The sequence below is a fragment of the Mesorhizobium sp. M0011 genome, assembly GCF_040324155.1.
Taxonomy (GTDB): domain Bacteria; phylum Pseudomonadota; class Alphaproteobacteria; order Rhizobiales; family Rhizobiaceae; genus Mesorhizobium.
The window spans coordinates 58472-82434 of record NZ_JAMYVQ010000028.1 but is presented as its reverse complement, the minus strand read 5'-3'; the positions used below and the strand labels follow the sequence as shown (position 1 = coordinate 82434).

The following is a 23963-nucleotide window of genomic DNA, read 5'->3' as shown; positions in this document are numbered from 1 at the left end:
CGCCGCCAAGAAGGCGGTGATCGAGTTTCGCGGGACGTGTGCCAAGTGTTTGGCGGAAGCGGCGTGAAGCCAAGTCAGGCGTGAAGAAACCTTCGATGCTGGCGGGACAGCACCCCCCTCTGTCCTGCCGGACATCTCCCCCGCAAGGGGGGAGATCGGATATCGTTTCTGCTTCCACCAATTACCAGCGTTGAAATAAAAGCGCTGCCCGCGAAGCTGCCAATCTCCCCCCTTGCGGGGGAGATGTCCGGCAGGACAGAGGGGGGTGTGAAGGATCGCGACCGATGCCCACGATAGGCTTCAATGCGCCTCGTCCCAGTTGTTGGCGGCCCGCGCATCGACATGCAGCGGCACCGACATCGATACCGCCGGCATCGCCGCGTTTTCCATGACGTGACGCACGACCGGGATCGTCGCCTCGACTTCCGCCTCGACGGTCTCGAAAATCAGTTCGTCATGCACCTGCAGCAGCATGCGTGCGGAAAGCCCTGCTTTTTCCAGCGCCTCCTCCATGCGGATCATGGCACGGCGGATGATATCGGCGGCGGTGCCTTGCAATCGGGCGTTGATCGAGGCGCGCTCGTTGAACGCGCGGATCGAGGGGTTGGACGAGCGGATGTCCGGATAATGGATGCGGCGGCCGAAGATCGTTTCGACAAAACCGTGCTCGCGGGCATAGGCCTTGGTCTCCTCGATATAGTCTCGGATGCCGGGGAAGCGCTCGAAATATTTCTTGATGTAGTTGCCGGCCTCCTCGCGCGGGATCGACAGCTGGTTGGCGAGGCCGAAGGCCGAGATGCCGTAGATAATGCCGAAATTGATCGCCTTGGCGCGGCGACGGACTTCCGAAGGCATGCCCTCGACCGGCACGTTGAACATCTCAGACGCGGTGATGGCGTGGATATCGGCGCCGTCGGCGAAAGCCTGCCGCAATTGCGGGATCTCGGCGACATGGGCGAGCACCCGCAGTTCGATCTGGCTGTAGTCGGCCGAGACCAGCCGATGGCTCTTGTCGGTGATGAAGGCGGTCCTGATCTTGCGGCCTTCGGCGGTGCGCACCGGGATGTTCTGCAGGTTCGGATCGGAGGACGACAGGCGTCCCGTCGTCGTCGCCGCCAGCGCGTAGGAGGTGTGGACGCGCTTGGTGTCGGGGTGGATGAAGCCGGGCAGCGCATCGGTATAGGTCGATTTCAGCTTGGTCAGCTGGCGCCAGTCGACGATCTTGCGCGGCAGTTCGTGGCCTTCCGCGGCGAGATCTTCAAGAAGCTGCGCCGAGGTCGACCACTGGCCGGTCTTGGTCTTGGAACCGCCGGGCAGGCCCATGCGTCCGAACAGGATGTCGCCAAGCTGTTTTGGCGAGCCGATGTTGATGCGCTCGCCGATGAGCTGGTAGATTTCCTCTTCGAGGCGAGCGGCGCCCTGGGCTAGTTCGCCCGAGAGCCGCGACAGGATCTGCCGGTCGACCGAGATGCCGCGCTGTTCCATGCGCGCCAGCACCGGCACCAGCGGCCGCTCCAGCCGCTCATAGACCGACACTAGGCCTTTGGCGGCAAGCCGCGGTTTCAGCACCAGCCAGAGCCGCAGCGTCATATCGGCGTCTTCGGCGGCATGAGCGGTCGCCTTGTCGATGTCGACCTGATCGAAACCGACGGAGCTTTTGCCGGAGCCGGTGACGTCCTTGAGCAGGAGAGGGGTATGACCCAGCCATTTCTCGGCTAGCGAGTCCAGGCCGTGACCATGGGGCGTGCCGGCATCGAGCACGTAGGAGATCAGCATGGTGTCGTCGAACGGTGCGACATCGATGCCGTAGCGGCTCATGATGACAAGATCGTATTTCAGGTTCTGCGCGATCTTGAGAACCGATCTGTCTTCGAGCAGCGGTTTCAGCACAGCCAGCGCCTCGCGAAGCGGTATCTGGTTTTCGAGCGCGCCACCACCGAGCAGGTCGCCATTGCCGCTCATGTGGGCAAAGGGGATATAGGCGGCGCGCCCGGGCGCCGTGGCGATGGCCATGCCGATCAGTTCGGCCTGCATCGGATCAGCCGATGTTGCCCTGACATCGAAGGCGGTGATGCCGGCCTCTCGCGCCTCGGCGACCCAGGCTTTCAGGGCCGAGATATCGCGGATGCAGTGATAGGCCGAAGTGTCGATCTTGCCGGTGGCCGCGCGCTCCAGCCTTAGTGCCGCGAGCAGGGAAGGGGTATCGCCTTGTTTTGACGTCTCCGCCGTCCCGTCGGCTTCGTCCGATCCAGTGCCGGACGCGTTTCGGGCAACCGGCGGCAAACCGGCCCCAACATCCGGGCCATGGGCATGGTCGGCGCGTTCGACGGTGACCGCGACGGCCTGGACATCGCCGGCCTCGGTGCTGGTCGCCTCCGCGACACGGCGGGTCAGTGACGTGAATTCCATGGTCTTCAAGAAACCGATCAGCTTCGGGCCGTCCGGCGCGTGCAGGACGAAATCGTCCAGTCCCTCGGCGACCGGCACATCGTTCATCAGCGTCACCAGCTGACGCGAAATGCGCGCCTTGTCGGCGTTGGCGATGATCGATTCGCGCCTCTTGTCCTGCTTGATCTCGCCGGCCCGGGCCAGCAGCGTGTCGAGGTCACCGAACTGTTCGAGCAGTTGCGCCGCCGTCTTCGGCCCTATGCCGGGCACACCAGGCACATTGTCGACCGAATCGCCGGTCAGTGCCTGCAGATCGACCATCTTCTCCGGCGGCACGCCCCATTTTTCGATGACTTCCGGAATGCCGATCTGGCGGTCCTTCATCGGGTCGTACATGGCGACCGTGTCGCCGACCAGCTGCATCAGATCCTTGTCGGAGGAGATGATGGTGGTGTCGCCGCCAGCTTCGCAGGCCAGCCTCGCATAGGTGGCGATCAGATCGTCGGCCTCGTAGCCTTCGATCTCGACGCAGGGCAGGTTGAACGCCCTGGTCGCCTGGCGGATCAGGCCGAATTGCGGGATCAAATCTTCCGGCGGTGCCGAGCGGTTGGCCTTGTATTCGGGGTAGAGGTCGTTGCGGAAGGTTTTCGACGAATAGTCGAAAATGACGGCGAAATGCGTTGGCACAATGCCTACATCGGTGTTGCGGGCGTCGAGCATCAGCTTCCACAGCATGTTGCAGAAGCCGGAAACGGCGCCCACCGGCAGGCCGTCGGATTTGCGGGTCAGCGGCGGCAGCGCGTGATAGGCACGGAAGATGTAGCCGGAGCCGTCGACAAGGAAGAGATGATCGCCTTTTTTCATGTCGGCAGGGATAGCGCGGCGCGGCGGCTTGGTCCATGCCAAAGGCAGCCTCGACTATCGGTTCCGGCAACACCCTGACAGATCGCCGTCACCCCGCTCACGCCTATGTTACAAAACTGTAATTTTCGTGCCCTTGAATCGCCATGTTCAGAGACCCAAATACACGTCATCGGCAGTTTTCGCCGAGTCCGGAGCAAGGCCCGTCCCCCGCCTATCCCGGACACCTGCGGCAGCCTATCCCCCCTCTCCGGGCTGCCGCATCGTTTCGAGTAGAAGGCCGCCGTGGTTCCCCCTCCACCACGGCGGCCTTTTTTATCCCAGACAGACGTTTGCAGCCCGTGGTCCAATGATCGCGGGCTTTTCGTTTTGCTGTCCTGCCTTTACGGTTCGGGTTCTGAATCGAAAGGCTTCACATATGTCCGCAGTTTCCCCCGTCCTCGACCGTATCGACAAGAATCTCGACCAGAGCCTCGAACACCTGTTCGGCCTGCTCAGGATCGAGTCGATCTCCACCGATCCGGCCTATGCTGCCGACTGCCGCAAGGCAGCGGAATGGCTGGTGGCCGAATTGAAGCTGATCGGCTTCGAGGCCAGCGTTCGCGACACGCCCGGACACCCGATGGTGGTTGCGCATCATGACGGGCCGGCCGGTGCGCCGCATGTGCTGTTTTATGGCCATTACGACGTTCAGCCGGTCGATCCGATCGAATTGTGGGAAAGCGATCCGTTCGCGCCTGCTGTCAAGGAGGTCGGGCCGGATCACAAGGTAATCACCGGACGCGGGTCGGCCGACGACAAGGGCCAGTTGATGACCTTCGTCGAGGCTTGCCGCGCCTGGAAACAGGTGCATGGCAATCTGCCTTGCCGCATCACCATCCTGTTCGAGGGCGAGGAGGAATCCGGCTCGCCCTCGTTGAAGCCGTTCCTCGAAGCCAATGCCGACGAACTCAAGGCCGATTTCGCGCTGGTCTGCGATACTGGCATGTGGGACCGCGACACGCCGTCGATCTGCGTCGGGCTGCGCGGGTTGGTCGGTGAGGAGATCACGGTGAAGGCGGCCGATCGCGACCTACATTCGGGCCTCTATGGGGGTGCCGCCGCCAACCCGATCCGCATCCTGGCCAAGGTGCTGGCCGATATCCACGACAAGGACGGTCACATCACCATTCCCGGCTTCTATGACGGCGTCGAGGAAACGCCGTCGCAGATCCTGAAATCTTGGGAGACGCTGGGCGAGACGGCCGAGACGTTCCTCGGGCCAGTCGGCCTGTCGATCCCGTCGGGCGAAAAGGGCCGCTCCGTGCTGGAGTTGACCTGGGCGCGGCCGACGGCCGAGTTCAACGGCATCATCGGCGGCTACACCGGCAAGGGCTTCAAGACGGTGATCGCGGCCGAAGCCTCGGCGAAGGTGTCGTTTCGCCTCGTACACAAGCAGGATCCCAAGAAAATCCGCGCGGCGTTCCAGAAATTCGTCAAGGAGCGGATTCCGGCCGACTGCTCGGTCGAATTCCATCCGCATGGCGGCTCGCCGGCAATCCAGCTTTCCTACGACTCGCCCTTCCTGGCCAAGGCCAAGGATGCGCTGTCCGACGAATGGCCGAAGCCGGCGGTGACGACGGGCAGCGGCGGGTCGATACCGGTGGTCGGCGACTTCCAGACCTATCTCGGCATGGAATCGCTGCTGGTCGGGTTCGGCCTCGACGACGACCGCATCCACTCGCCCAACGAGAAATACGAGCTCAGCTCCTTCCACAAGGGCCAGCGCTCCTGGGCGCGGATTCTCGATGCGCTGACCCGCTGACGCGGCGTGAAAATCAACTTTCAGTTGATTTTTCAGCGGAACGCGGCGAGGACGGGCCACAAGACAAAGCGCTACAGCGTCCCTTGCGGGTCAAGGGACGCGCAAGGCTCGACCGGAGAAGACAATGGCCGATATCCGTTTCCACAAGCATGATCTGCCCGACCTCTCGCACTACAATGTCGGGGCAGTGGCCATCGACACCGAAACGCTGGGGCTCAATCCGCATCGCGACCGGCTGTGCGTGGTGCAGATTTCGCCTGGCGACGGCACGGCCGATGTGATCCAGATCGCGCCCGGCCAGAAGAAGGCGCCGAACCTCGTCAGCCTGCTGCGGAACCGCGGCGTAACCAAGCTGTTCCACTACGGACGCTTCGACCTTGCCGTGCTCTACAATGCGTTCGGCGTCATGCCCGAGCCGGTGTTCTGCACCAAGATCGCCTCGCGGCTGACCCGCACCTACACCGACCGCCACGGGCTGAAGGACATCTGCTTCGAGCTTCTTGGCGTCGGCCTCTCCAAGGCGCAGCAATCGTCGGACTGGGCGGCCGAGACGCTGTCGCCCGAACAGCTCGAATATGCAGCTTCCGATGTGCTCTATCTGCACCGGTTGCGCGATGTGCTGGCCGGACGGCTGGCGCGCGATGGGCGGATCAAGGAAGCCGATGCCTGCTTCCGCTTCCTGCCGACGCGTGCCAAGCTTGACCTGATGGGCTGGGACGAAGAGGATATCTTCGCCCATAGCTGACGGTCGTCGGCGCGCTCCGCGGCCGGTGAGCGTTTGGAACCGGATGCAGGCCGCCGCGTTCTGTCGGCTCAGTTTGTCGGTGCAATTGGGGGATGATGACATGGCGGACAGAAAGCCGATTGCGACCGCACCGACAGATGGCTCCAAGGTCTCCGTGACCTGGAAGGACAGCGACGGCGTCATCAACGAATCCATCGCGCAATATCGCGACGACGGCTGGTGGGTCTATATCGACAGTCACACGCAAAAGAAGGTCGAGCCGACCAGTTGGCGCCCTGCCGCAAGCGACGATGACGATCAATGATGGCGCCGCTGGTGAGGCCGGCCGCTTTCGAATAGCCTGAAGCTGTTGATATCGAGGCCGATTCGGAGCTTTCCGTTCCGCCGTCGTCCTCTTGCTCGGAGGAACTCTCTATGGGTGTCGAAAGCCTGCTCGTCTTCATCATCATCGGTGCCATCGCCGGCTGGCTCGCCGGTCTTATCGTTTCCGGCTTCGGCTTCGGTCTGATCGGCAACATCATTGTCGGTATCGTCGGCGCGTTCATCGCTGGCTGGCTGTTCCCGAGGATCGGATTTTCCATCGGCGGCGGCACTCTCGCCGCGATCATCCATGCCACAATCGGCGCCATCATCCTGCTGGTGCTGGTCAAGGTCCTGAAACGAGCCTGAGGCTCGACAACGCAAAGAGCGCGCCATGAAACAGAATACGCTCTATCTCGTCATTGGCGCGCTCGTCGTCGTGGTCATTGCGCTCGGCATCTACGTCTATCGCGAGCAGACCAAACCCAAAGGCGTCGAACTCAAGATCGACGACAAGGGCATTTCGATCCAGCAGAACTAAGCCATGCGGGAGCGCGACATGGTTGCTTCTGACGCCCCGGAAGGCGTCGATCAGCCTGGGTTTACCGTGGCGGAATGGGAGAGGCTGAACAGGCCGCCGAGGCGTGAGGCGCTGCTGCGCTATCATTGGCGGGTGTTTCGCTTTCTGAGGACATCCGCGCCGGTCAGCGAATTGCAGGGGCAAGAGCAGGTATTCCGTGATGCGGTCGTCGCCACCGTGGCCTTCAACCGGCCCGACGTGATCGAATGGCAGATCCACCTGGTGCGCCGATACCTTGCCGAGCACGAGAGCTACATCGTCTTCGACAACAGCAAGAAGGACGAGGCGAGGAAAGCGATCCGCGATCTCTGCCGTCGCCAGCATGTCCCCTATGTCGCATTGCCGAAGAACAGGCTGGTCGTCAGCAGATCGCACGGTCAAGCGCTCAACTGGATCGTGCGGAATTTCTTGCCTGGGTTCGGGCCGAAGCTTTTCGGCTTCATCGATCATGACATCTTTCCAACTGAACCATTTTCGATCCGCGACCGGATGAAGGGCAAGAGCCTCTACGGCAGCGTGCGGCGCGATACGCCGACACCAGGCGGCTGGTTCTTGTGGCCCGGCTTCTGTTTTTTCGATGGAAGCCTGTTGCGGCGGCGGCTGGATTTCGCCCCGAGCTACAAGTTCCATATGGATTCCGGCGGCGGCAACTGGCCGGTGCTCTACAGGTCGATCGACCCGGCGATGGTTCGGTTCGCTGAAAACAAATCGCTTCGCTTCGGCGCTGGACATGATCAATCCGAGGATTTTTTCATGGTGGTCGATGGCTGGCTGCACGTGACGAACGCCTCGAACTGGAGGCGACAGCCGGCTGACAGGGGCGAACACATTCTCGCGCTGTTGCGGCAAGCCGGCGGTCCCGACCAGCCGGATGTGAAGTTCGAGCCTATCTGAACGAGACATCGAACAGCGTGGTGGCAGTGGCCTGCAAAGAGCAGACGCTGGCCTTTTCGCTGCCCAACGCCAAGGCCGGCATTCGAACACGACTTAACCCGCCTTTAAACCGCCGCATCTACTCTTCAACCCGAACGCCATAGGCATCGGGGATATCAAGCACAGCGCATGGCGAACCGCAGGGACAGTCGCATCGAACCCAGTTTCGAGGGGCCGCCGCAGGCGCGGTCCTCGGCGGGTCTTTCGGTGAACGAGGAGGATCGCGTCGTGCCGAGCAATCGCAAAGCTTCCGCAAAACGCAAGCCGGCCAAAGGGAAATCGTCGCGGGTCAAGCGCGGCAGAAGCCGGCGCGGCCTGTTCGGCGTGCTCGGCCGGCTGTTCTACTGGTGCTTTGTGTTCGCCATCTGGGGCGGCATCGCGGTGGCCGGCATCGTCGTTTACTATGGCGCCAAGATGCCGGCGGCGACGACATGGTCGATTCCCGACCGCGCCCCCAACATCAAGATCGTCTCTGCTGACGGCCAATTGCTCGCCAATCGCGGCATGAGCGGCGGCGAGGCCGTCGGCCTGCATGAAATGTCGCCCTATATCCCGGAAGCCGTCATCGCCATCGAAGATCGGCGCTTCTACTCGCATTTCGGCATCGACCCGATCGGGCTTTCTCGCGCCATGGTCACCAATGTGCTTGGCGGGCATTTCTCGCAGGGTGGCTCGACGCTGACCCAGCAATTGGCCAAGAACCTGTTCCTGACGCCGGACCGCACGCTGGAGCGCAAGGTGCAGGAGGTGCTGCTGGCGCTGTGGCTGGAGCACAAGCACACCAAGGACCAGATTCTCGAAATGTACCTCAACCGGGTCTATTTCGGTTCCGGCGCCTATGGCGTCGAGGCCGCCTCGCGCCGCTATTTCGGCAAGAGCGCGCGTGACGTCACCCTGTCGGAAGCCGCATTGCTTGCCGGCCTGTTGAAGGCGCCGTCGCGGCTGTCGCCGGCACGCGATCCGAAGGCCGCCGAGGAACGCTCGCAACTGGTGCTTGCCGCCATGCGCGACGAGGGAAAGATCAGCGCCAAGGAACTGACCTCGGCAATGAGCGCGCCGGCAACGCGTGCGCCGTCCTACTGGACCGGCTCGGAGAATTACGTCGCCGACACCATCATGGAAGAATTGCCCGACCTGATCGGCGACGTGCGCGGCGACATCGTCATCGACAGCACCGTCGACCTGAACCTGCAAAAGCTCGCCGAACAGTCGATCCGCAGGCTGATCGACGACAGCGGCAAGAAGCTCAACGTCAGCCAGGGCGCCCTGGTGTCGATCGACGATTCCGGCGCGGTGCGCGCCATGGTCGGCGGCTACGACTATTCGACGAGCCAGTTCGACCGTGCTTCGGAGGCACGTCGCCAGCCGGGCTCGGCGTTCAAGCCGTTCGTCTATATGGCCGCGCTCGAAGCCGGTCGCACGCCCGACAGCATCCGCAACGATGCGCCGATCAAGATCGGCAATTGGACACCCGACAATTACGGCGGCAAGTATTTCGGCAAGGTGACGCTGGCCACCGCGCTGGCCAAGTCTCTGAACTCGGTGGCCGCGCAGCTGACCATGGAGGTCGGGCCGAACGCGGTAGTCGAGGCGGCCCACCGCATGGGCATCCAGTCCGACCTGATAGCCAACACCTCGATCGCGCTCGGCACTTCGGAAGTGACGCCGCTGGAGCTGACCTCGGCCTATGTCCCATTCGCCAATGGCGGCTACAAGCCCGACATCCACTTCATCCGGCGCGTGACGACCACCGAGGGCAAAGTGCTTTACGACAGCGGCGGCGGCAGCGCGCCGCGCGTCGTCAAGCCTGAGATCGTGGGCATGATGAACTCGATGATGACGGGCACGGTTGAGATCGGCACTGCCCGGAAAGCGGCTTTCGCCTGGCCATCGGCCGGCAAGACCGGCACCAGTCAGAATTCGCGCGACGCCTGGTTCGTCGGCTACACCGCCAACCTCACCACCGGTGTGTGGTTCGGCAATGATGATGGCAGCCCGATGAAGAAGGTCACCGGCGGCGCACTGCCGGCGCAGGCCTGGCACGAGTTCATGGTTGCGGCCCACGAGGGTGTGCCGGTGCGGCCGCTGCCCGGCACCTGGAAATCGACGCCGGCCGACACAATCGTCCCCGACGAGATCCCCTCGGCGAACAACACGGCGCCGGTTCCGTCAACGTCGGTCGGCCAGCAGGTTCCGGCGCGGCCAGCAGCGCCGGTTGCCCAAGCGCCGTCCCGCGCAGCCCGTCCCGCCCAAACCGTCGATGCCGATGGCCTTTCCATGCCAGAGGATGACGGCGCCACCGCATCGATCAAGCACCCGGTGCCGCCAGGCGACGTCGGCGGTCCGCGCAAAAAGCGGCAGACCTCGATCCTCGACCTCCTTGGCGGCTGATCCGATCCGCTAATTCCGTGGCTTGGCGCTGCCCAATTTCTTGCTGTCAAAGGTCAGTTTGTCGCTGTGAATCTTGCCATCGCGGACGGTGAGGTGCTTGGCGCAGGAAAGCGCGCCGGACGACTTTGTCATCAAGTCATACATCAGCAGCGCCTGGTGATCGTCGCCGAAAGCAGCGATCATGCGCACACCGGTCACATCCTGTGAAAGTTTGGTCAGGCCCTTCAGGTAGGGGGCCTTGCCGGTCGATTGCTGCATCGGCCCATCAAAAACGACGTCGTCGGCGACATAGGATGCTGCCTTTTCGAGGTCGTGGCCTGTCCACGCCTTGGTGAAGGCGGTGGCGATGTCGAGGGGTGCTGTCTGTGTCATGGCTCTGTCCGATTGATTTGATGTGAAACCCCGCACCCTTGTCCTGCACTCCCCGAACCAACGGCGAGTTGGCTTCCCGGTTCCTCCTTTGACGTGAATGGTGACATTTCGGCCTCTCGCCACCTCGGCGGCGTTCGGCTACATCTGCCGGCTGGAGACCCTGAGATGACTGAACTCGACACCAGAAAGACCATCGTGCTGACCGGCGCCAGCCGCGGCATTGGCCACGCCACCGTCAAGCGTTTTTCGCGCGAGGGCTGGCGCGTCATCACCTGCTCCAGGCAGGCTTTCGCCGAGGACTGCCCGTGGCCGGCCGGGCCGGAAGACCACATCAAGGTCGATCTCGCCGATCAGGAGGATGTCGGCATCGCCGTCTCCGAAATCCGCCACCGGCTGGAAGCGCATGGCGGCCAGCTGCATGCGCTGGTCAACAATGCCGGCATTTCGCCGAAGCTCAAGGACGGCAACAGCCGCATGGATTCGATCGACACGCCGATGCATGTCTGGCGCGACGTGTTCCAGGTCAATTTCTTCGCGCCGATCATGCTGGCGCGCGGCCTGTTCAAGGAACTGGCGGCGGCCAAGGGCTCGATCGTCAACGTAACCTCGATCGCCGGAACCCGCGTGCATCCCTTCGCCGGCACGGCCTACGCGACATCGAAGGCGGCACTTGGCTCGCTGACGCGCGAGATGGCACATGATTTCGGCCCGCACGGCATCCGCGTCAACGCCATTGCGCCCGGCGAGATCGACACCGCGATCCTGTCACCGGGCACCGACAAGATCGTCGAGACGATCCCCTTGAGAAGGCTCGGCACCACGGCCGAAGTCGCCGACATCATCTTCTTCCTGTGCTCGCAGCAGGCGTCCTACGTGACCGGCTCGGAAATTCACATCAATGGCGGCCAGCACGTGTGACAAAACAGGATGCTCATCCTGTTATGGTGAGAACGGCCTTGCCGCTGAAGCTGCGCTGTCGCAGTGCGTTCAGCGCTTGGGCGATGTCTGTCCACGGCACGGTCAAGGCCACGCGCGTTTCGAGCCGGCCGGCTGCGACCAGAGCGAGCAGCGAGGCGATGTCCTCGCCAATGCCTGGACCAGACGTGTAGTACGCGAAAGTCTGAAGCCTCGCTCCTTCATGATCCGGAACGAACTGGCGGAATCCGACGGGCGTCAGTTCGCCGCTGCTCGAGCCGAACATGACGATGGTCCCGCCAGGGGCGACGCGTTCGATCGCGCATGCGAGGCTTTGACCGCCAACCGACTCGGTAATCAGCGAGAACGGCCCCTCGGTCAGGTCTATCGCTTCGACAACCTGCCTGGCTCCCAGGTTGCGGAGATCCTCGGCGTGCCGGGCGGCGGCGACAGCGGTCACGAATCCGCCCTGATGGCGGGCGAGCTGGATCTGGAAACGACCGACCGCACCGCTTGCGCCCGTGATCAAGACCTGCTGGCCGGCGAGGTCCCCGCCATGGCGTAGAGTCCTCAGCGCCGTCGTACCGGCGACCGGAAGCGTAGCTGCGGAAACGAAGCTGACGTCATCCGGCAGGACGGCGAGACGGTCGGTTGGGACTGCGATGCGTTCGGTCCAACCAGCCTCGTCGACCAACGCGACAACCCGGGCGCCGACGGTTGGCCCGGAACCATCGGCTGCTCTTCGTTCGACAATCCCCGCAATGTCCTGGCCGGGTATCCAACCCTTGGGGCGTATGGCAAGCAGGCGCAGTTCGCCGCGATTCAACGAAGTCGCGTGGACCGAGACAAGTGCTTCATTCGAGGCCGGTTGAGGCTCGGCGACGTCGGCGAGCCTCAACCCGGTCGCGTTTTCTGGAGAGATGACCAGGGCAAGCATGGGCGTACCTTGTTGCTGGCTTGTCGGTGCCAGCTTGCGTTGGAAAGCACTGCAAGCTGAGTACCCACGTAGGTAGCGGGCCATACCGCCGGGGGCGCGCAGCGTCACGAGATCAACCCTGCGCGAACCGAAGCCTATCGACTTTCGCGGTTAAAGAATTTAGCTATCGTGGCGTTTCATCGCTAATAACAGTCAATCATGAGACAGCCCCTCAGCTACCCCTGGCTCGATCTCGATGTGGATGACCCAGCCGCGCTGGCGATTGCCGTGCGCGTCGACATCCCCGACACCCGAGCGGAAGTCCCCGCCCATCGGCACCGCAAAGGCCAGCTCGTCTTCGCGCTCGGCGGCGGCGTCACATGCCGCGTTCCAAGCGGTCTATGGATGGTGCCGCCGCATTGCGGGGTGTGGATCCCCGGCGGCATGGAGCACAGCAATGTCGCAACCGCCAACGCCCGGATTTTTTTCGTCTACATAGAGCCGGGCGCCGCCGACCTGCCGGAGCGGTGCTGCACACTTTCGATCTCGCCACTGCTGCGCGAATTGATCATCGAGCTTTCCGATCGGCTGCAGGACGACGAGGCGAGGGGCGAGCTCTTGACCAAGATACTGCTCACCGAGTTGCCACGCATGCCTGTCCAGCAATTGCACCTGCCGATCTCATCCGAGCCGCGCTTGAACAGGATCGCCGAAGCGTTGGCGCAGGACCCCGCCGACCGCAGCACACTGGCGGAATGGGCCAATCGCGTCGCGCTCAGCGAAAGCAGCCTCGCCCGCCTTGTGACAAAGGAGACAGGGCTGAGTTTCGGGCGCTGGCGCCAGCAATTGCACTTGATCGTTGCAATTCGGGAACTGGCTTCCGGCAAGAGTGTCCAGCAGGTCTCGGGCGATCTCGGCTATGGTTCCGTTACGGCCTTCATCACCATGTTCAAGAAGGCGCTTGGGAAGCCGCCGGCCAAATACCTCAGTGGTATCGCGCAAAATGGCGGCTCTGCATTCGTGGCGTGATGCTCGCTTGAAAGGGTGGTCGAGCCGATCACGGTGCCAGCGTGCGAGAGTGCAGCCTGGGCTTTGGAACTCAGGCCACCGATGGCTCGGCGGTTTCGCGCCTCAACTCCGGTTTGGGACCGAGAACTTCTTCCACAATCCCGCGCGCAATCTCGCGTTCACCCATGATCACCGTATCGGCGCCCAAACCCTTGAGATGTTCGACCTCGGCGTCGGAATGGGCACGAGCGATGACGTTGATGCCAGGGTTGGCGGTGCGGGCTCGGAGCACGATCTGGCCGGCTTCGAAGGCATTGGGGATGGCAAGGATCAGCCGGCTGGCGCCTTCGGGATTGGCGGCGGCGAACACTTCGGCATTGGCCGCATTGCCGGCGACGGTCTCGATGCTGTCCGCTTTCAATTTCGCCAGCGTCTTGTCGGCGTCCTCGATGACCAGGAAGGGCATTGCCGCGTCTTTCAGCGCCGAGCCGACCAGGCCACCGACACGGCCGTAGCCGATCAGGATGGCATGGCCGGTGAGTGCCGTCTTTGGAGGCGGGCCGTCCTCCTTTTTCGTCGTTGCCGCGACAGAGGCTACCTGGCCCGGCTCCGTCGCCGGACCAACCGGTTTTGCCTCGACCGGTGGTGCCGTCCTGGCGGCGCGCCGTTCCAGCCACGGCTTCATCCAGTCGATGGCCAGGAACATCATCGGGTTGAGGACAATCGACAGGATCGCACCGGCCAGAATGAGGTCGCGGCCCTGTTCCGGCAGCAGCTTCAGCCCGACGCCGAGTTCAGCCAGAATGAAGGAGAATTCGCCGATCTGGGCAAGGCTTGCCGAAATTATCAGCGCCGTGGCGATGGGATAGCCGAAGGCGACAACGATGGCGAATGCGGCCAGTGATTTGCCAATGACGATGATGGCCAGCGTCGCCAGGATCGGCCAGCCATTGCTGATCAGGCTGAACGGGTCGAACAGCATGCCGACCGAGACGAAGAACAGCACGGAGAAGGCATCGCGCAGCGGCAGCGATTCCTCGGCGGCGCGGTGGCTGAGCTCGGACTCGCTCATGATCATGCCGGCGAAGAAGGCGCCCAGCGCCAGCGAGACACCGAATAGTTTTGCCGCACCGAAGGCGACGCCGAGCGCGATGGCCAAAACCGCCAGCCGGAACAGTTCGCGCGAGCCGGTATGGGCGACGTAATGCAGGATCCAGGGAATGACCCGGCGGCCGACCACCAGCATGACGATCACGAAAGCGGCGACCTTGGCCAGCGTGATGCCGACGACGCCCCAGATGCCGTAGCTGGCCGGCAGCGACAGCAGGCCGCTCGCATGGGCGTCAGCCTGCTCCTGACCGCCGAGCACGCCGGCCAGCGCCGGCAGCAGCACCAGCGCCAGCACCATGGCCAGATCCTCGACGATCAGCCAGCCGACGGCGATGCGGCCGCGCTCGGTCTCGATCATCCGCCGTTCCTGCAGGGCACGCAGCAGCACCACGGTCGAGGCCACCGACAGCGCCAGGCCGAACACCAGCCCCGCGCCCATCGACCAGCCAAGCATCCAGGCAAGACCGGCGCCAAGTGCGGTGGCAAAGCCGATCTGGACGATGGCGCCCGGCACGGCGATGGCACGCACCGACAGCAGATCCTTGAGCGAGAAGTGCAGCCCGACGCCGAACATCAGGAGGATGACGCCGATTTCGGCCAGTTCGTTGGCAAGGCCGGCATCGGCGACGAAGCCAGGCGTGTTCGGCCCGACCAGCACGCCGGCTACGAGATAGCCGACCAGCGGCGGAATGCGGAAGCGATTGGCGAGAGCCCCGAAGACGAAAGCCAGCCCCAGACCGGCGACGATGGTGGCGATAAGGGGCGTGTCATGCGGCATTGTCTATGGAGCGCCTTTCAAAAACAGCGATGTTGGATGAGCGCCGCCCAAAGCCGCCGCCTGTTTGCAATATGGTGGATGGTATGTCGGCGATGCAACCCGCAAAGCCATGAAATCGACGGCGCTGCCGCAAATATTTGACCGGCAGCCGAGAAAGCTGCCGGTCAAATCGGAATTTGTGCGGTGCTATTCGTCTCGATCGGTCAGGGCCGATCGACAATGATCAGGCTGCCTGCAGCAAGGCCTCGATTTCCGGTATGGCATGGTTGGTCAATGTCTTGGGAATTTCGGCGATCACCTTGTCCCCGACCTCCTTATGCAGCTTTTTGCGCATTGTCCCAAGCACCACCGGCGGTGCGACGAGCACGATCTCGCTGAATTCGCCGTCATGCGCGAGCTTGTAGAGCCGGGCGGCGATTTCATCGGCGAAACGCTCCTTGCCGATGCGGTGCCAGTCCGTATCCTCGACTGCGCTGCGGTGTACGGAGGGACCATCATTGTATCGGCCCGGGCTGTCACTGCCTTGCTCGCGGGTGGGCGGGTTGTCCTGCTGCATTTCCTGCACCACCTCGAGATTCGGATATTTGTTGTCGCCGGCGTTTCGGAGGAAAAGCGCCTTCTCGCCATCGGCCACCATGACCCAGATACCGTGCTTGAGTATGATTGTGTTCATGATGACAGGCTCCTTTTCAGCCGCGTGGTGGCCTTTCGTGGCGTTCCGCAGCCGGGGTTTCGATCCGATATGACAGGCCTTTTGAGAACGCGCCCCGAGCCACTAATGTTCCAGTCGGCAGCCGCGTCGGCGTTGGACATTCTGGCTATCCAGAGTTCGCGGCTTTAATCTACTAATTTGGTAGAATTTAGAAAAAACGGTTTTGCGGCTTTTCTCCCCGGGCGCTAAAAGACCCGGAAAACAAGGCCTGCGACAGCAGCTTGAATCCGCTCCATCTGTAAACGAGAAATATTTTTCTCTTGGCCGGGATGCTTTCAGAAAAGCAATTGCATCCCGATAAGGGATGCGCGAGTGCGTTCCTTCTGGTTTCTCGCGCCCGCGCGTAGAACTGCAAGCTCATTCAGGATTCCGCTCGCGTCCATGTCGCACACTGCTCCCAAGCTCAATGCCTTCCCCGTGTTCATGCGGGTCGAGGGCGAAGCCGTGGCCATCGTCGGCGGCGGCGAAGAGGCGCTGGCCAAGGCGCGGCTGATCGGACAGTCGAGTGCGGTCCTGCGGATTATCGCGGAACACGCCGAGCCCGACCTGCTCGCCTTCGTCGCCCAGGCCGGCGCGAGCCATTTTGCCGCCGCTTACCACGCATCGCAGCTCGAAGGCGCGATCATGGTGTTTGCCGCCAGCGGCGACGAGGAACTCGACCGTCGGGTGGCTGCGGATGCGCGCCGCCTAAGCATTCCGGTCAATGCCGTCGATCGGCCTGAGCTTTGCGATTTCTTCACCCCGGCGCTGGTCAACCGCGCGCCAGTCGCCATCGCCATCGGCACCGAAGGCGCCGGGCCGGTGCTTGCGCAGATGCTGCGCGGCCGCATCGACCGTATGCTGTCGCCGTCGCTCGGGCCGCTGGCAACGCTTGCCGCTTCGTTTCGCGGGGCTGCCGAGAAGCTGCTGCCGAGAGGCAATGCCCGGCGCCGCTTCTGGAATGATTTCTTCACTGGTGCTCCTGCGCGCGCGGCTGAAATCGGTCAGCTTTCGCAGGCGCATGATGCTGCCGTCGATCTCCTGCTTTCGAATGCGCCGGCTCGCGGCCACATCGCGCTGGTCGGTGCCGGTCCGGGCGCCGAGGATCTTCTGACCTTGCGCGCACACCGCCTGCTGATGGAAGCCGATGTCATCGTCCATGACGCGCTGGTGCCGGAGGCGGTGGTTGCCATGGGTCGCCGCGATGCCGAGCGTCTGCCGGTCGGAAAGCGCAAGGGCTGTCACACCAAGAGCCAGGCTGAGATCAATGCGCTGCTGGTCGAGCTTGGCCGTGAAGGCAAGCGTGTCGTGCGGCTGAAGTCAGGCGATCCGCTGGTGTTCGGCCGGGCGGGCGAAGAGATGGCGGCACTTCGCGATGCCGGCATCGCCTATGAGGTGGTTCCGGGCGTCACCGCGGCCTTTGCCGCCGCCGCCGATTTCGAACTGCCGCTGACCTTGCGCGGTGTCTCCTCGTCGATGGTGTTCACCACCGGCCACGACCTCAAGGGCAATTCGCTGCCCGACTGGGCCAAGCTCGCCATTTCCGGCGCCACCGTCGCCGTTTATATGGGCCGCTCGGTGGCCGCCGAGGTTGCCGGACGGCTGATCGAGGCGGGTCTGTCGCCAGATACGGCGGTGGCCGTGGTCGAGAATGCCAGCCTCGCCAACCGGCGTCGCTTCCACGGCACGCTTGCCGACCTGCCGTCGCTGGAAACGCGCACCGATCTTTCCGGCCCGGTCATGACCATCATCGGCGATGCGGTCGCCGGCGCCAACTTTGAACGGTCCGAGCCGCTGGCGGCACACAGGCATGAAGGCGCGTCCAGTTCGGTCGCCGAAGGAGTTCAGCAATGAAGATACTGACCGCCAACCGCCTCACCGACGGCATTGCCGTCTGGTACGCCGATGGCGGCTGGGCCGAGACGGTGGACCATGCCGACCTCGCCCATGACAAGGCAGCCGAGGACAGGTTCGAGGCGACCGGCGCCAAGGCCTATGCCGCCAACGAAGTGGTCGACGTCAATTTGATCGACGCCGAGGTCGTCAACGGCGTCGTCCAGCCGGTGCGGCTGCGCGAGAAGATCCGCGCCGCCGGTCCGACCATTCGCAACGATCTCGGCAAGCAGGCTGCGCGGGCAGCATAACCGAGACACCAGGCATGGGCGGACGCGCCCTGAAAGACCAAGCATGTACCGTTACGATGAGTTCGACCACGATTTTGTCCAGGCCCGCGTCGCGGAGTTCAGCGACCAGGTGCAGCGTCGTCTTGCCGGCGAGATCACCGAGGACCAGTTCCGGCCATTGAGGCTGATGAACGGCGTCTATCTTCAACTGCACGCCTACATGCTGCGCATCGCGGTACCTTACGGCACGCTGAACGGCAAGCAGTTGCGCATGCTTGGCCACATCGCCCGCAAATACGATAAGGGCTATGGCCATTTCACCACGCGCCAGAACATCCAGTTCAACTGGCCGGCGCTGTCGGACATTCCGGCGATCCTGGCGGATCTCGCGAGTGTTGAGATGCATGCCATCCAGACCAGCGGCAATTGCATCCGCAACGTCACCGCAGACCACTTCGCCGGCGCTGCCGCCGACGAAGTCGCCGATCCGCGTCCCTACGCGGAAATCCTGCGCCAGTGGTCGTCGGTGCATCCGGAATTCTCGTTCCTGCCCCGCAAGTTCAAGATCGCGGTGACGGGTGCCGAGCGCGACCGCGCCGCCATCCAGACCCACGACATCGGCCTGCACCTGAAGAAGAACGCCGCCGGCGAACTCGGTTTTGCCGTCTATATCGGCGGCGGCCAGGGCCGCACGCCGATGGTTGCCCGGAAAATCCGCGACTTCCTGCCGGAAGCCGATCTTTTGTCTTACTGCACGGCGATCCTGCGCGTTTACAACCTCTATGGCCGCCGGGACAACAAGTACAAGGCGCGCATCAAGATCCTCGTCCATGAGACCGGCGTCGAGGAGATCACCCGCCAGGTCGAGGCCGAGTGGCAGGAGTTGAAGGACGCCGAGTTGAAGCTGCCGGAAGCCGACATCCGCGCGATCGAGGCCTATTTCGCGCCACCGGTGCTCGCTGGGCGGCCGGAAGGCGACCAGGCGGTCAAGCTGGCGCGGCTCGATTCCAAGGGGTTCTCGGAGTGGCTCGACCAGAACGTCGTGACGCACCGCCATCCCGACTATGCGGCGGTGACGATCTCGCTGAAGGGCATCGGCGAGGTGCCCGGCGACGCTTCGGACAGCCAGATGGAAGCGATCGCCGACATCGCCGAGAAATACGGCTTTGACGAGCTGCGTGTCAGCCATGAACAGAACCTGATCCTGCCGCATGTGGCCCGCGCCGATCTCAAGGCAGTCTATGATGCGCTGGTCGGCATCGGTCTGGCGACAGCCAACTCCAATTTGATATCGGACATCATCGCTTGCCCGGGCCTCGATTATTGCGCGCTGGCCACGGCGCGCTCGATCCCGATCGCGCAGGAAATCTCGCAACGCTTCGCCTCGCTGGAACGGCAGCGCGAGATCGGCGAACTGAAGCTGAAGATCTCCGGCTGCATCAACGCCTGCGGTCATCACCATGTCGGCCACATCGGCATCCTCGGCGTCGAGAAGAAGGGCTCCGAACTCTATCAGGTGACGCTGGGCGGCTCGGCAGACGAGAACACCTCGGTCGGCGAGATCATCGGCCGCGGCTTCTCGTCGGAAGAGATCACCGACGCCATCGAACAGATCGTCGAGACCTATCTCGGCCTTCGGCTCGACCCACAAGAGAAATTCATCGACGCCTACCGCCGAGTCGGTCCCGCGCCGTTCAAGGAGGCGCTCTATGCTGGCGAAGCCAAGGCCGCTTGACCGTATTGGAGACGTCGATGACGGCATCGCCGCCAAAGCGGCGGGGCTCGATGCGCTCTACGGTCATCTGAAGCCGCTCGAGATCATCGAACGCTCGGCCCGCGAACTGTTCCTTGACGAGATCGCTGCGGTGTCGTCGTTCGGCGCGGATTCGGCTGTGCTGCTGCACATGATCGCCAAGATCGACCGGACACTGCCGGTCATCTTCCTCGACACCGGCAAGCATTTCGAGGAGACGCTCGGCTATCGCGACGCGCTCGCCGCCGATTTCGGGCTGACCAACATAAGGGTGATCAAACCCGAGGAAGCAGCACTCGAACGGATCGATCCGACGGGCAATCTGCATCAGAGCAACACCGACGCCTGCTGCGACGTGCGCAAGGTGGAGCCGCTGGCGCGCGGTGTCGCGCCATTTCGAGCCTGGCTCACCGGCCGCAAGCGTTTCCAGGCCGCGACGCGGGCAGCGCTGCCGGTGTTCGAGGCGGTCGGTCCACGCATCCGCATCAATCCGCTGGCGCATTGGACGACATCGGACCAGGCCGACTATATGCGCGCGCATGCGCTGCGCGAAAATCCACTGGTCGCCTATGGCTATCTGTCGATCGGCTGCTTCCCGTGCACGCAGCCGGTGCAGCCGGGCGAGGACGCGCGCAGCGGCCGCTGGGCCGGTCATGCCAAGACCGAGTGCGGCATTCACCTGTCGGGGCTGGAGAAGTCGCTGACCGACGCATCACTATAGGGTATGCTGAAATTCAGCCGGCCTGCAAACGGCGACCTTCGTCCGGAGACCGCCGGCTTTGCGTGGGATGGACTTTCAGCGGACCTGGATCTTGGGGCTTTAGGAATCTTTATGACTGGACCGACGACACCGGAGATCCGACTCTGGACCACTGCGGGTTTTCACGAGGATGAGTGGACGCATGCCGAAAGCGCCGATGCGCTGTCCGGCAACGGCCGCTTCATCCTGCCGTTGCAAGTCTTCCTCGATCTGGATCCGGAGGTGCGCCGCTCGGCCAAGGAACGGCTCGGCGTCCTGCTGCAGCCGGGCGATCAGCTCGAGAAGATTGCCGACCTGCTCGACCAGCTGTCGCTGGTGGCATTGGCCTTCCCGGCCTTCAGCGACGGCCGCTCCTTCTCCAAGGGAGAACTGCTGCGCGGCCGCTACCATTTCGAAGGTGCCGTTCGCGCCACGGGCCAGGTGCTGGTGGACCAGCTGCCGCATATGCTGCGGCTGGGCTTCGACGAGTTCGAGATTTCCAATCCGGTGCTGTTGAAGCGCCTGGAGGAGGACCGTATCGGCGGATTGGGGCTCTACTACCAGCCAGCCGCCGTGCCGGAACCAAAAGGCCCGAAATACTCCTGGCGGCGCGTTCGCAGCAGCTGACGTTGCGGTAATTCCGCGCGTCTTTACATCAGTCGTGTTCAGGCCTTTTCTTGATCATCCGGATGGAAATCCGTGGACGATCGGGGAGGGGTCTTCATGCGTTACGACTATGTCATAGCCGGCGGTGGGTCCGCCGGCTGTGCGCTTGCCGCGCGGCTTTCGGAAGATCCATCGAAAACGGTCTGCCTGATCGAAGCTGGCGGCGAGGGCAGGGATATGCTGATCCGCGCTCCTGCTGGCATTATCAGCATGCTTTCCGGCCGGCCCAGAATCAACAACTGGGCCTTCGAGACCGTGCCGCAGCAAGGTCTTGGCGGCCGCAAGGGCTACCAGCCGCGCGGCAAGGCGCTGGGCGGCTCCAGCGCAATCAATGCAATGCTCTATGTCAGGGGCCATCGCAGCGACTATGACGAATGGGCAAATCTAGGCTGCGAGGGCTGGTCGTGGGATGAGGTGCTGCCCTATTTCCGGCGCGCCGAGGGCAATGAGCGCGGCACTGATGCGTTGCATGGCGGGGACGGCCCGCTGAAAGTGTCGAACCAGCGCTCGCCGAGGCCGATCGCCAAGGCCTTCATCGAGGCTTGTGCCGAAAACCAGATTCGCGCCTCGGACGATTTCAACGGACCGGAACAAGAGGGCGCCGGCTATTTCCAGGTGACCCAGTTTGCCGGTGGCGCCCGTAATGGCGAGCGCTGTTCGACTGCCGCCGCCTATCTCCATCCGGTGATGCAGCGGACCAATCTGACCGTGGTCACGCGGGCGCACGCCACAGGCATCGTCCTTGACGGCAAGCGCGCCACCGGCATCCGCTACCGGACACGCAAAGGCGAGACAGTGGCACAGGCGTCGCGCGAGGTGATCCTCTGTGGCGGTGCCTTCGGTTCGCCGCAGCTTCTGTTGTTGTCGGGTATCGGCCCGGCGGCCGAACTTGCCGTGCATGGCATTCCCGTCGTCCACGAATTGCCGGGCGTCGGCAAGAACCTGCAGGATCACCTCGATTTCATCGTCGGCTGGAAATCGAAGGATACCGATATGCTTGGCATGAGCCCGCGCGGCGCGTTGAGTTTCCTCAGGCACATCGCGCAGTGGCGCCGGGATGGAACCGGGCTGATCGCCTCGCCGGCGGCCGAGAGCGGCGCTTTCGTCAAATCCGACCCGGCGCTTGAACGCCCTGACCTGCAGCTGCAATTCGTCATCGGCCTGGTCGAAAACCATGCGCGCACGCTGCACTACGGCTTCGGTTTTTCCTGTCATGTCTGCATATTGCGGCCGCACTCACGTGGCGAGGTTGGGCTGGCCAGCGCCGATCCACTTGCCGCGCCACGCATCGATCCGCGCTTTCTCGGCGACCAGCGCGATGCGGAACTGCTGCTGAAAGGCGTGAGGATCACCCGGCAGGTGCTGGCTTCGCCGGCGCTGACGCGCTACCGGCACAAGGAAATGCACATCGCCGGCGAGCCGAGCGATGCCGATCTGATGACCCATATCCGTACCCGCGCCGACACGGTCTATCACCCGGTCGGCTCCTGTCGGATGGGGGTCGACGAGATGGCGGTGGTCGATCCGCAACTCAAGGTGCGCGGGCTTGAAGCCTTGCGTGTCGTCGACGCCTCGGTGATGCCGACACTGATTGGTGGCAACACCAATGCCCCAACCATCATGATCGCCGAAAAGGCCGCCGACATGATCAGGGCTGCCTGATCGGAGCTCCAGGCCGCGGCGCCCATAGCGCGGCGGTCCTTTTGTTATGACGCAATTGCCCAGGGAAAACGTTACGCGCTTTCCCTGGGAAACCGTTCAAACTTCTCCTGGAATTGCTTAAGCCGCCGCCCGTGCCTCGCGGAACGACACCAGCTTGCGGCGGTTTTCGTCCCACAATGCCAATTTGACGCAGCGCAAGCTTTCGAGCAGCGTGACACGGCCGATGTCGCGCAACTCGGGATAATCCCGCAGCACTTCCTGCAACCGGTAGCACGGCACCTTGGCGGAGAGATGATGGACGTGATGGACACCGATGTTCCCGGTGAGCCAGTTCAGCACCGGCGGTAGATCGTAATAGGACGATCCGTGCAGGGCAGCGTGCTGGAATTCCCAGTCGGCATCCTTCGCCCATTCCGTTTCCTCGAACTGGTGCTGGACGTAGAACAGCCAGATGCCGGCCGAACCGGCGAGGATGACGATCGGCAGGTGGACCACCAGGAAAGCGCCTGGGCCGACGAACCAGATGAGGATGGCTGCCGCGACCGCGATGCCAAGATTGGTGGTCATCGACGACACCCAAGGGGTCAGGCCGCCGCGCATCATGCCGACGGGGAGCCTTTGCTCGAAGATGAACAGCCAGATCGGACCGAGCCCGAACATCACCAGCGGGTGGCGATAGAGACGGTAGGCGAGGCGGCCTCGCCACGACATCTGCCGGTATTCTGCAACGGTCAGCGTCCGGATGTCGCCCATGCCGCGTTCGTCAAGATTGCCGGCGCTGGCGTGGTGCGTCGCGTGGGCACGCCGCCAGCAATCGTAGGGCGTCAGCGTCAGGATGCCGAGCGCGCGGCCAATCCAGTCGTCGGCGTAGCGATTGGCGAAGAAGGAGCCGTGGCCGCAGTCGTGCTGGATCATGAAGATGCGCACCAGAAACCCGGCCGCGGGAAGGATGAGGACCAGTCCCCACCAATGGCCATAGGCATAGGCCGCCGAGGACAGTCCCCAGAGTATGGCGAATGGAATGAGGGTGATGGCGAGTTCGACGGCGCTGCGCCGCCTGTCGGGCTTCTTGTAGCGGGCGAGAATCTTCAGCCAGGCGCGCTTGCTGTTGGCGACCGCCTCAGGGGAAATCATGTTCATCAGGAAGCATAGGCGCGGTGCCTCGCCGCCGCAAGGCAACATCACGCAAAATTACTGTGCGTAATTGTCGCGTGGCTTGGCGGTCGAG

At 63.2% G+C, this 23963-nt stretch carries 21 protein-coding genes; 15 read left to right on the top strand and 6 right to left on the bottom strand.

Translation table 11 applies throughout. The features are described 5' to 3' along the window. Positions 1-300: 300 nt before the first annotated feature. A complete protein-coding gene (gene polA / locus NKK51_RS25470) occupies positions 301-3252 on the bottom strand; it encodes a DNA polymerase I (protein ID WP_352554980.1) in 2952 nt (983 codons plus the stop codon). 415 nt (positions 3253-3667) lie between these two features. Between polA and NKK51_RS25465 the strand changes: the two genes are divergently transcribed. The 7 genes from NKK51_RS25465 to NKK51_RS25435 all read left to right on the top strand — a co-directional run bounded on the left by NKK51_RS25465 (position 3668) and on the right by NKK51_RS25435 (position 10002). Further along, positions 3668-5053 (top strand): M20/M25/M40 family metallo-hydrolase, encoded by a 1386-nt coding sequence (locus NKK51_RS25465; protein WP_352554978.1) that lies wholly within the window; start codon positions 3668-3670, stop codon positions 5051-5053. 124 nt (positions 5054-5177) lie between these two features. Then, on the top strand, positions 5178-5798 hold the full coding sequence (locus NKK51_RS25460) for a ribonuclease D (RefSeq protein WP_031213535.1): 621 nt from the start codon (positions 5178-5180) through the stop codon (positions 5796-5798). Positions 5799-5898: 100 nt separating this feature from the next. Then, positions 5899-6102: a hypothetical protein gene (locus NKK51_RS25455; protein WP_013529550.1), complete on the top strand. Its 204-nt coding sequence runs from the start codon at positions 5899-5901 to the stop codon at positions 6100-6102. Between the two features lie 110 nt (positions 6103-6212). Next, on the top strand, positions 6213-6467 hold the full coding sequence (locus NKK51_RS25450; protein WP_013529551.1) for a GlsB/YeaQ/YmgE family stress response membrane protein: 255 nt from the start codon (positions 6213-6215) through the stop codon (positions 6465-6467). A 25-nt stretch (positions 6468-6492) separates the two neighbouring features. Next, entirely contained in the window at positions 6493-6639 is a 147-nt protein-coding gene (locus tag NKK51_RS25445; protein ID WP_013529552.1) for a hypothetical protein, read from the top strand. 18 nt (positions 6640-6657) lie between these two features. Further along, positions 6658-7572, top strand: coding sequence for a hypothetical protein (locus NKK51_RS25440; RefSeq protein ID WP_352554977.1), 915 nt, complete (start codon positions 6658-6660; stop codon positions 7570-7572). Between the two features lie 168 nt (positions 7573-7740). Further along, positions 7741-10002 (top strand): transglycosylase domain-containing protein, encoded by a 2262-nt coding sequence (locus NKK51_RS25435; RefSeq protein ID WP_352554976.1) that lies wholly within the window; start codon positions 7741-7743, stop codon positions 10000-10002. A gap of 9 nt (positions 10003-10011) precedes the next feature. Here NKK51_RS25435 and NKK51_RS25430 read toward each other — a convergent pair whose 3' ends face one another. Beyond that, entirely contained in the window at positions 10012-10374 is a 363-nt protein-coding gene (locus tag NKK51_RS25430; RefSeq protein WP_128303226.1) for a nuclear transport factor 2 family protein, read from the bottom strand. 165 nt (positions 10375-10539) lie between these two features. Here NKK51_RS25430 and NKK51_RS25425 point away from each other — a divergent pair, with 165 nt between their 5' ends. Next, complete coding sequence (locus tag NKK51_RS25425) at positions 10540-11292, top strand: SDR family NAD(P)-dependent oxidoreductase (RefSeq protein ID WP_023812510.1); 753 nt, start codon at positions 10540-10542, stop codon at positions 11290-11292. A 13-nt stretch (positions 11293-11305) separates the two neighbouring features. Here the strand turns inward: NKK51_RS25425 and NKK51_RS25420 are convergent, their stop codons facing one another. Further along, complete coding sequence (locus NKK51_RS25420) at positions 11306-12226, bottom strand: zinc-binding dehydrogenase (RefSeq protein ID WP_352554975.1); 921 nt, start codon at positions 12224-12226, stop codon at positions 11306-11308. A 198-nt stretch (positions 12227-12424) separates the two neighbouring features. Between NKK51_RS25420 and NKK51_RS25415 the strand changes: the two genes are divergently transcribed. Next, on the top strand, positions 12425-13234 hold the full coding sequence (locus NKK51_RS25415; protein WP_023812512.1) for an AraC family transcriptional regulator: 810 nt from the start codon (positions 12425-12427) through the stop codon (positions 13232-13234). A 70-nt stretch (positions 13235-13304) separates the two neighbouring features. On the opposite strand, the gene NKK51_RS25410 is transcribed toward NKK51_RS25415, so the two are convergent. Both NKK51_RS25410 and NKK51_RS25405 read right to left on the bottom strand, forming a co-directional pair. Beyond that, the gene (locus tag NKK51_RS25410; RefSeq protein WP_352554974.1) at positions 13305-15101 is read right to left on the bottom strand and encodes a cation:proton antiporter domain-containing protein; all 1797 of its coding nucleotides are present in this window, start codon (positions 15099-15101) and stop codon (positions 13305-13307) included. A 223-nt stretch (positions 15102-15324) separates the two neighbouring features. Next, positions 15325-15774 (bottom strand): baeRF12 domain-containing protein, encoded by a 450-nt coding sequence (locus NKK51_RS25405; protein WP_352554973.1) that lies wholly within the window; start codon positions 15772-15774, stop codon positions 15325-15327. Positions 15775-16194: 420 nt separating this feature from the next. On the opposite strand from NKK51_RS25405, the gene cysG reads away from it, so the two are divergent. From cysG to NKK51_RS25375, 6 genes are all read left to right on the top strand, one after another. Then, a complete protein-coding gene (gene cysG, locus NKK51_RS25400) occupies positions 16195-17646 on the top strand; it encodes a siroheme synthase CysG (protein ID WP_352554972.1) in 1452 nt (483 codons plus the stop codon). Further along, the gene (locus NKK51_RS25395; RefSeq protein ID WP_352554971.1) at positions 17643-17936 is read left to right on the top strand and encodes a DUF2849 domain-containing protein; all 294 of its coding nucleotides are present in this window, start codon (positions 17643-17645) and stop codon (positions 17934-17936) included. Before cysG ends, NKK51_RS25395 begins: the two co-directional genes overlap by 4 nt. 43 nt (positions 17937-17979) lie before the next feature. Beyond that, positions 17980-19650 carry a nitrite/sulfite reductase gene (locus NKK51_RS25390; protein WP_128303223.1) on the top strand — a complete coding sequence of 557 codons (1671 nt, stop codon included), beginning with the start codon at positions 17980-17982 and terminating at the stop codon, positions 19648-19650. Next, positions 19625-20389: a phosphoadenylyl-sulfate reductase gene (locus tag NKK51_RS25385; protein WP_023812518.1), complete on the top strand. Its 765-nt coding sequence runs from the start codon at positions 19625-19627 to the stop codon at positions 20387-20389. The genes NKK51_RS25390 and NKK51_RS25385 overlap by 26 nt, the downstream gene beginning before the upstream one ends. A gap of 111 nt (positions 20390-20500) precedes the next feature. Next, positions 20501-21034, top strand: a complete 534-nt coding sequence (locus NKK51_RS25380; protein ID WP_352554970.1) for a DUF934 domain-containing protein — start codon at positions 20501-20503, stop codon at positions 21032-21034. 96 nt (positions 21035-21130) lie between these two features. After that, on the top strand, positions 21131-22735 hold the full coding sequence (locus NKK51_RS25375) for a GMC family oxidoreductase (protein WP_352554969.1): 1605 nt from the start codon (positions 21131-21133) through the stop codon (positions 22733-22735). Positions 22736-22852: 117 nt separating this feature from the next. Here the strand turns inward: NKK51_RS25375 and NKK51_RS25370 are convergent, their stop codons facing one another. After that, positions 22853-23875 (bottom strand): fatty acid desaturase, encoded by a 1023-nt coding sequence (locus tag NKK51_RS25370; protein WP_023812521.1) that lies wholly within the window; start codon positions 23873-23875, stop codon positions 22853-22855. Between the last annotated feature and the right edge of the window lie 88 nt (positions 23876-23963).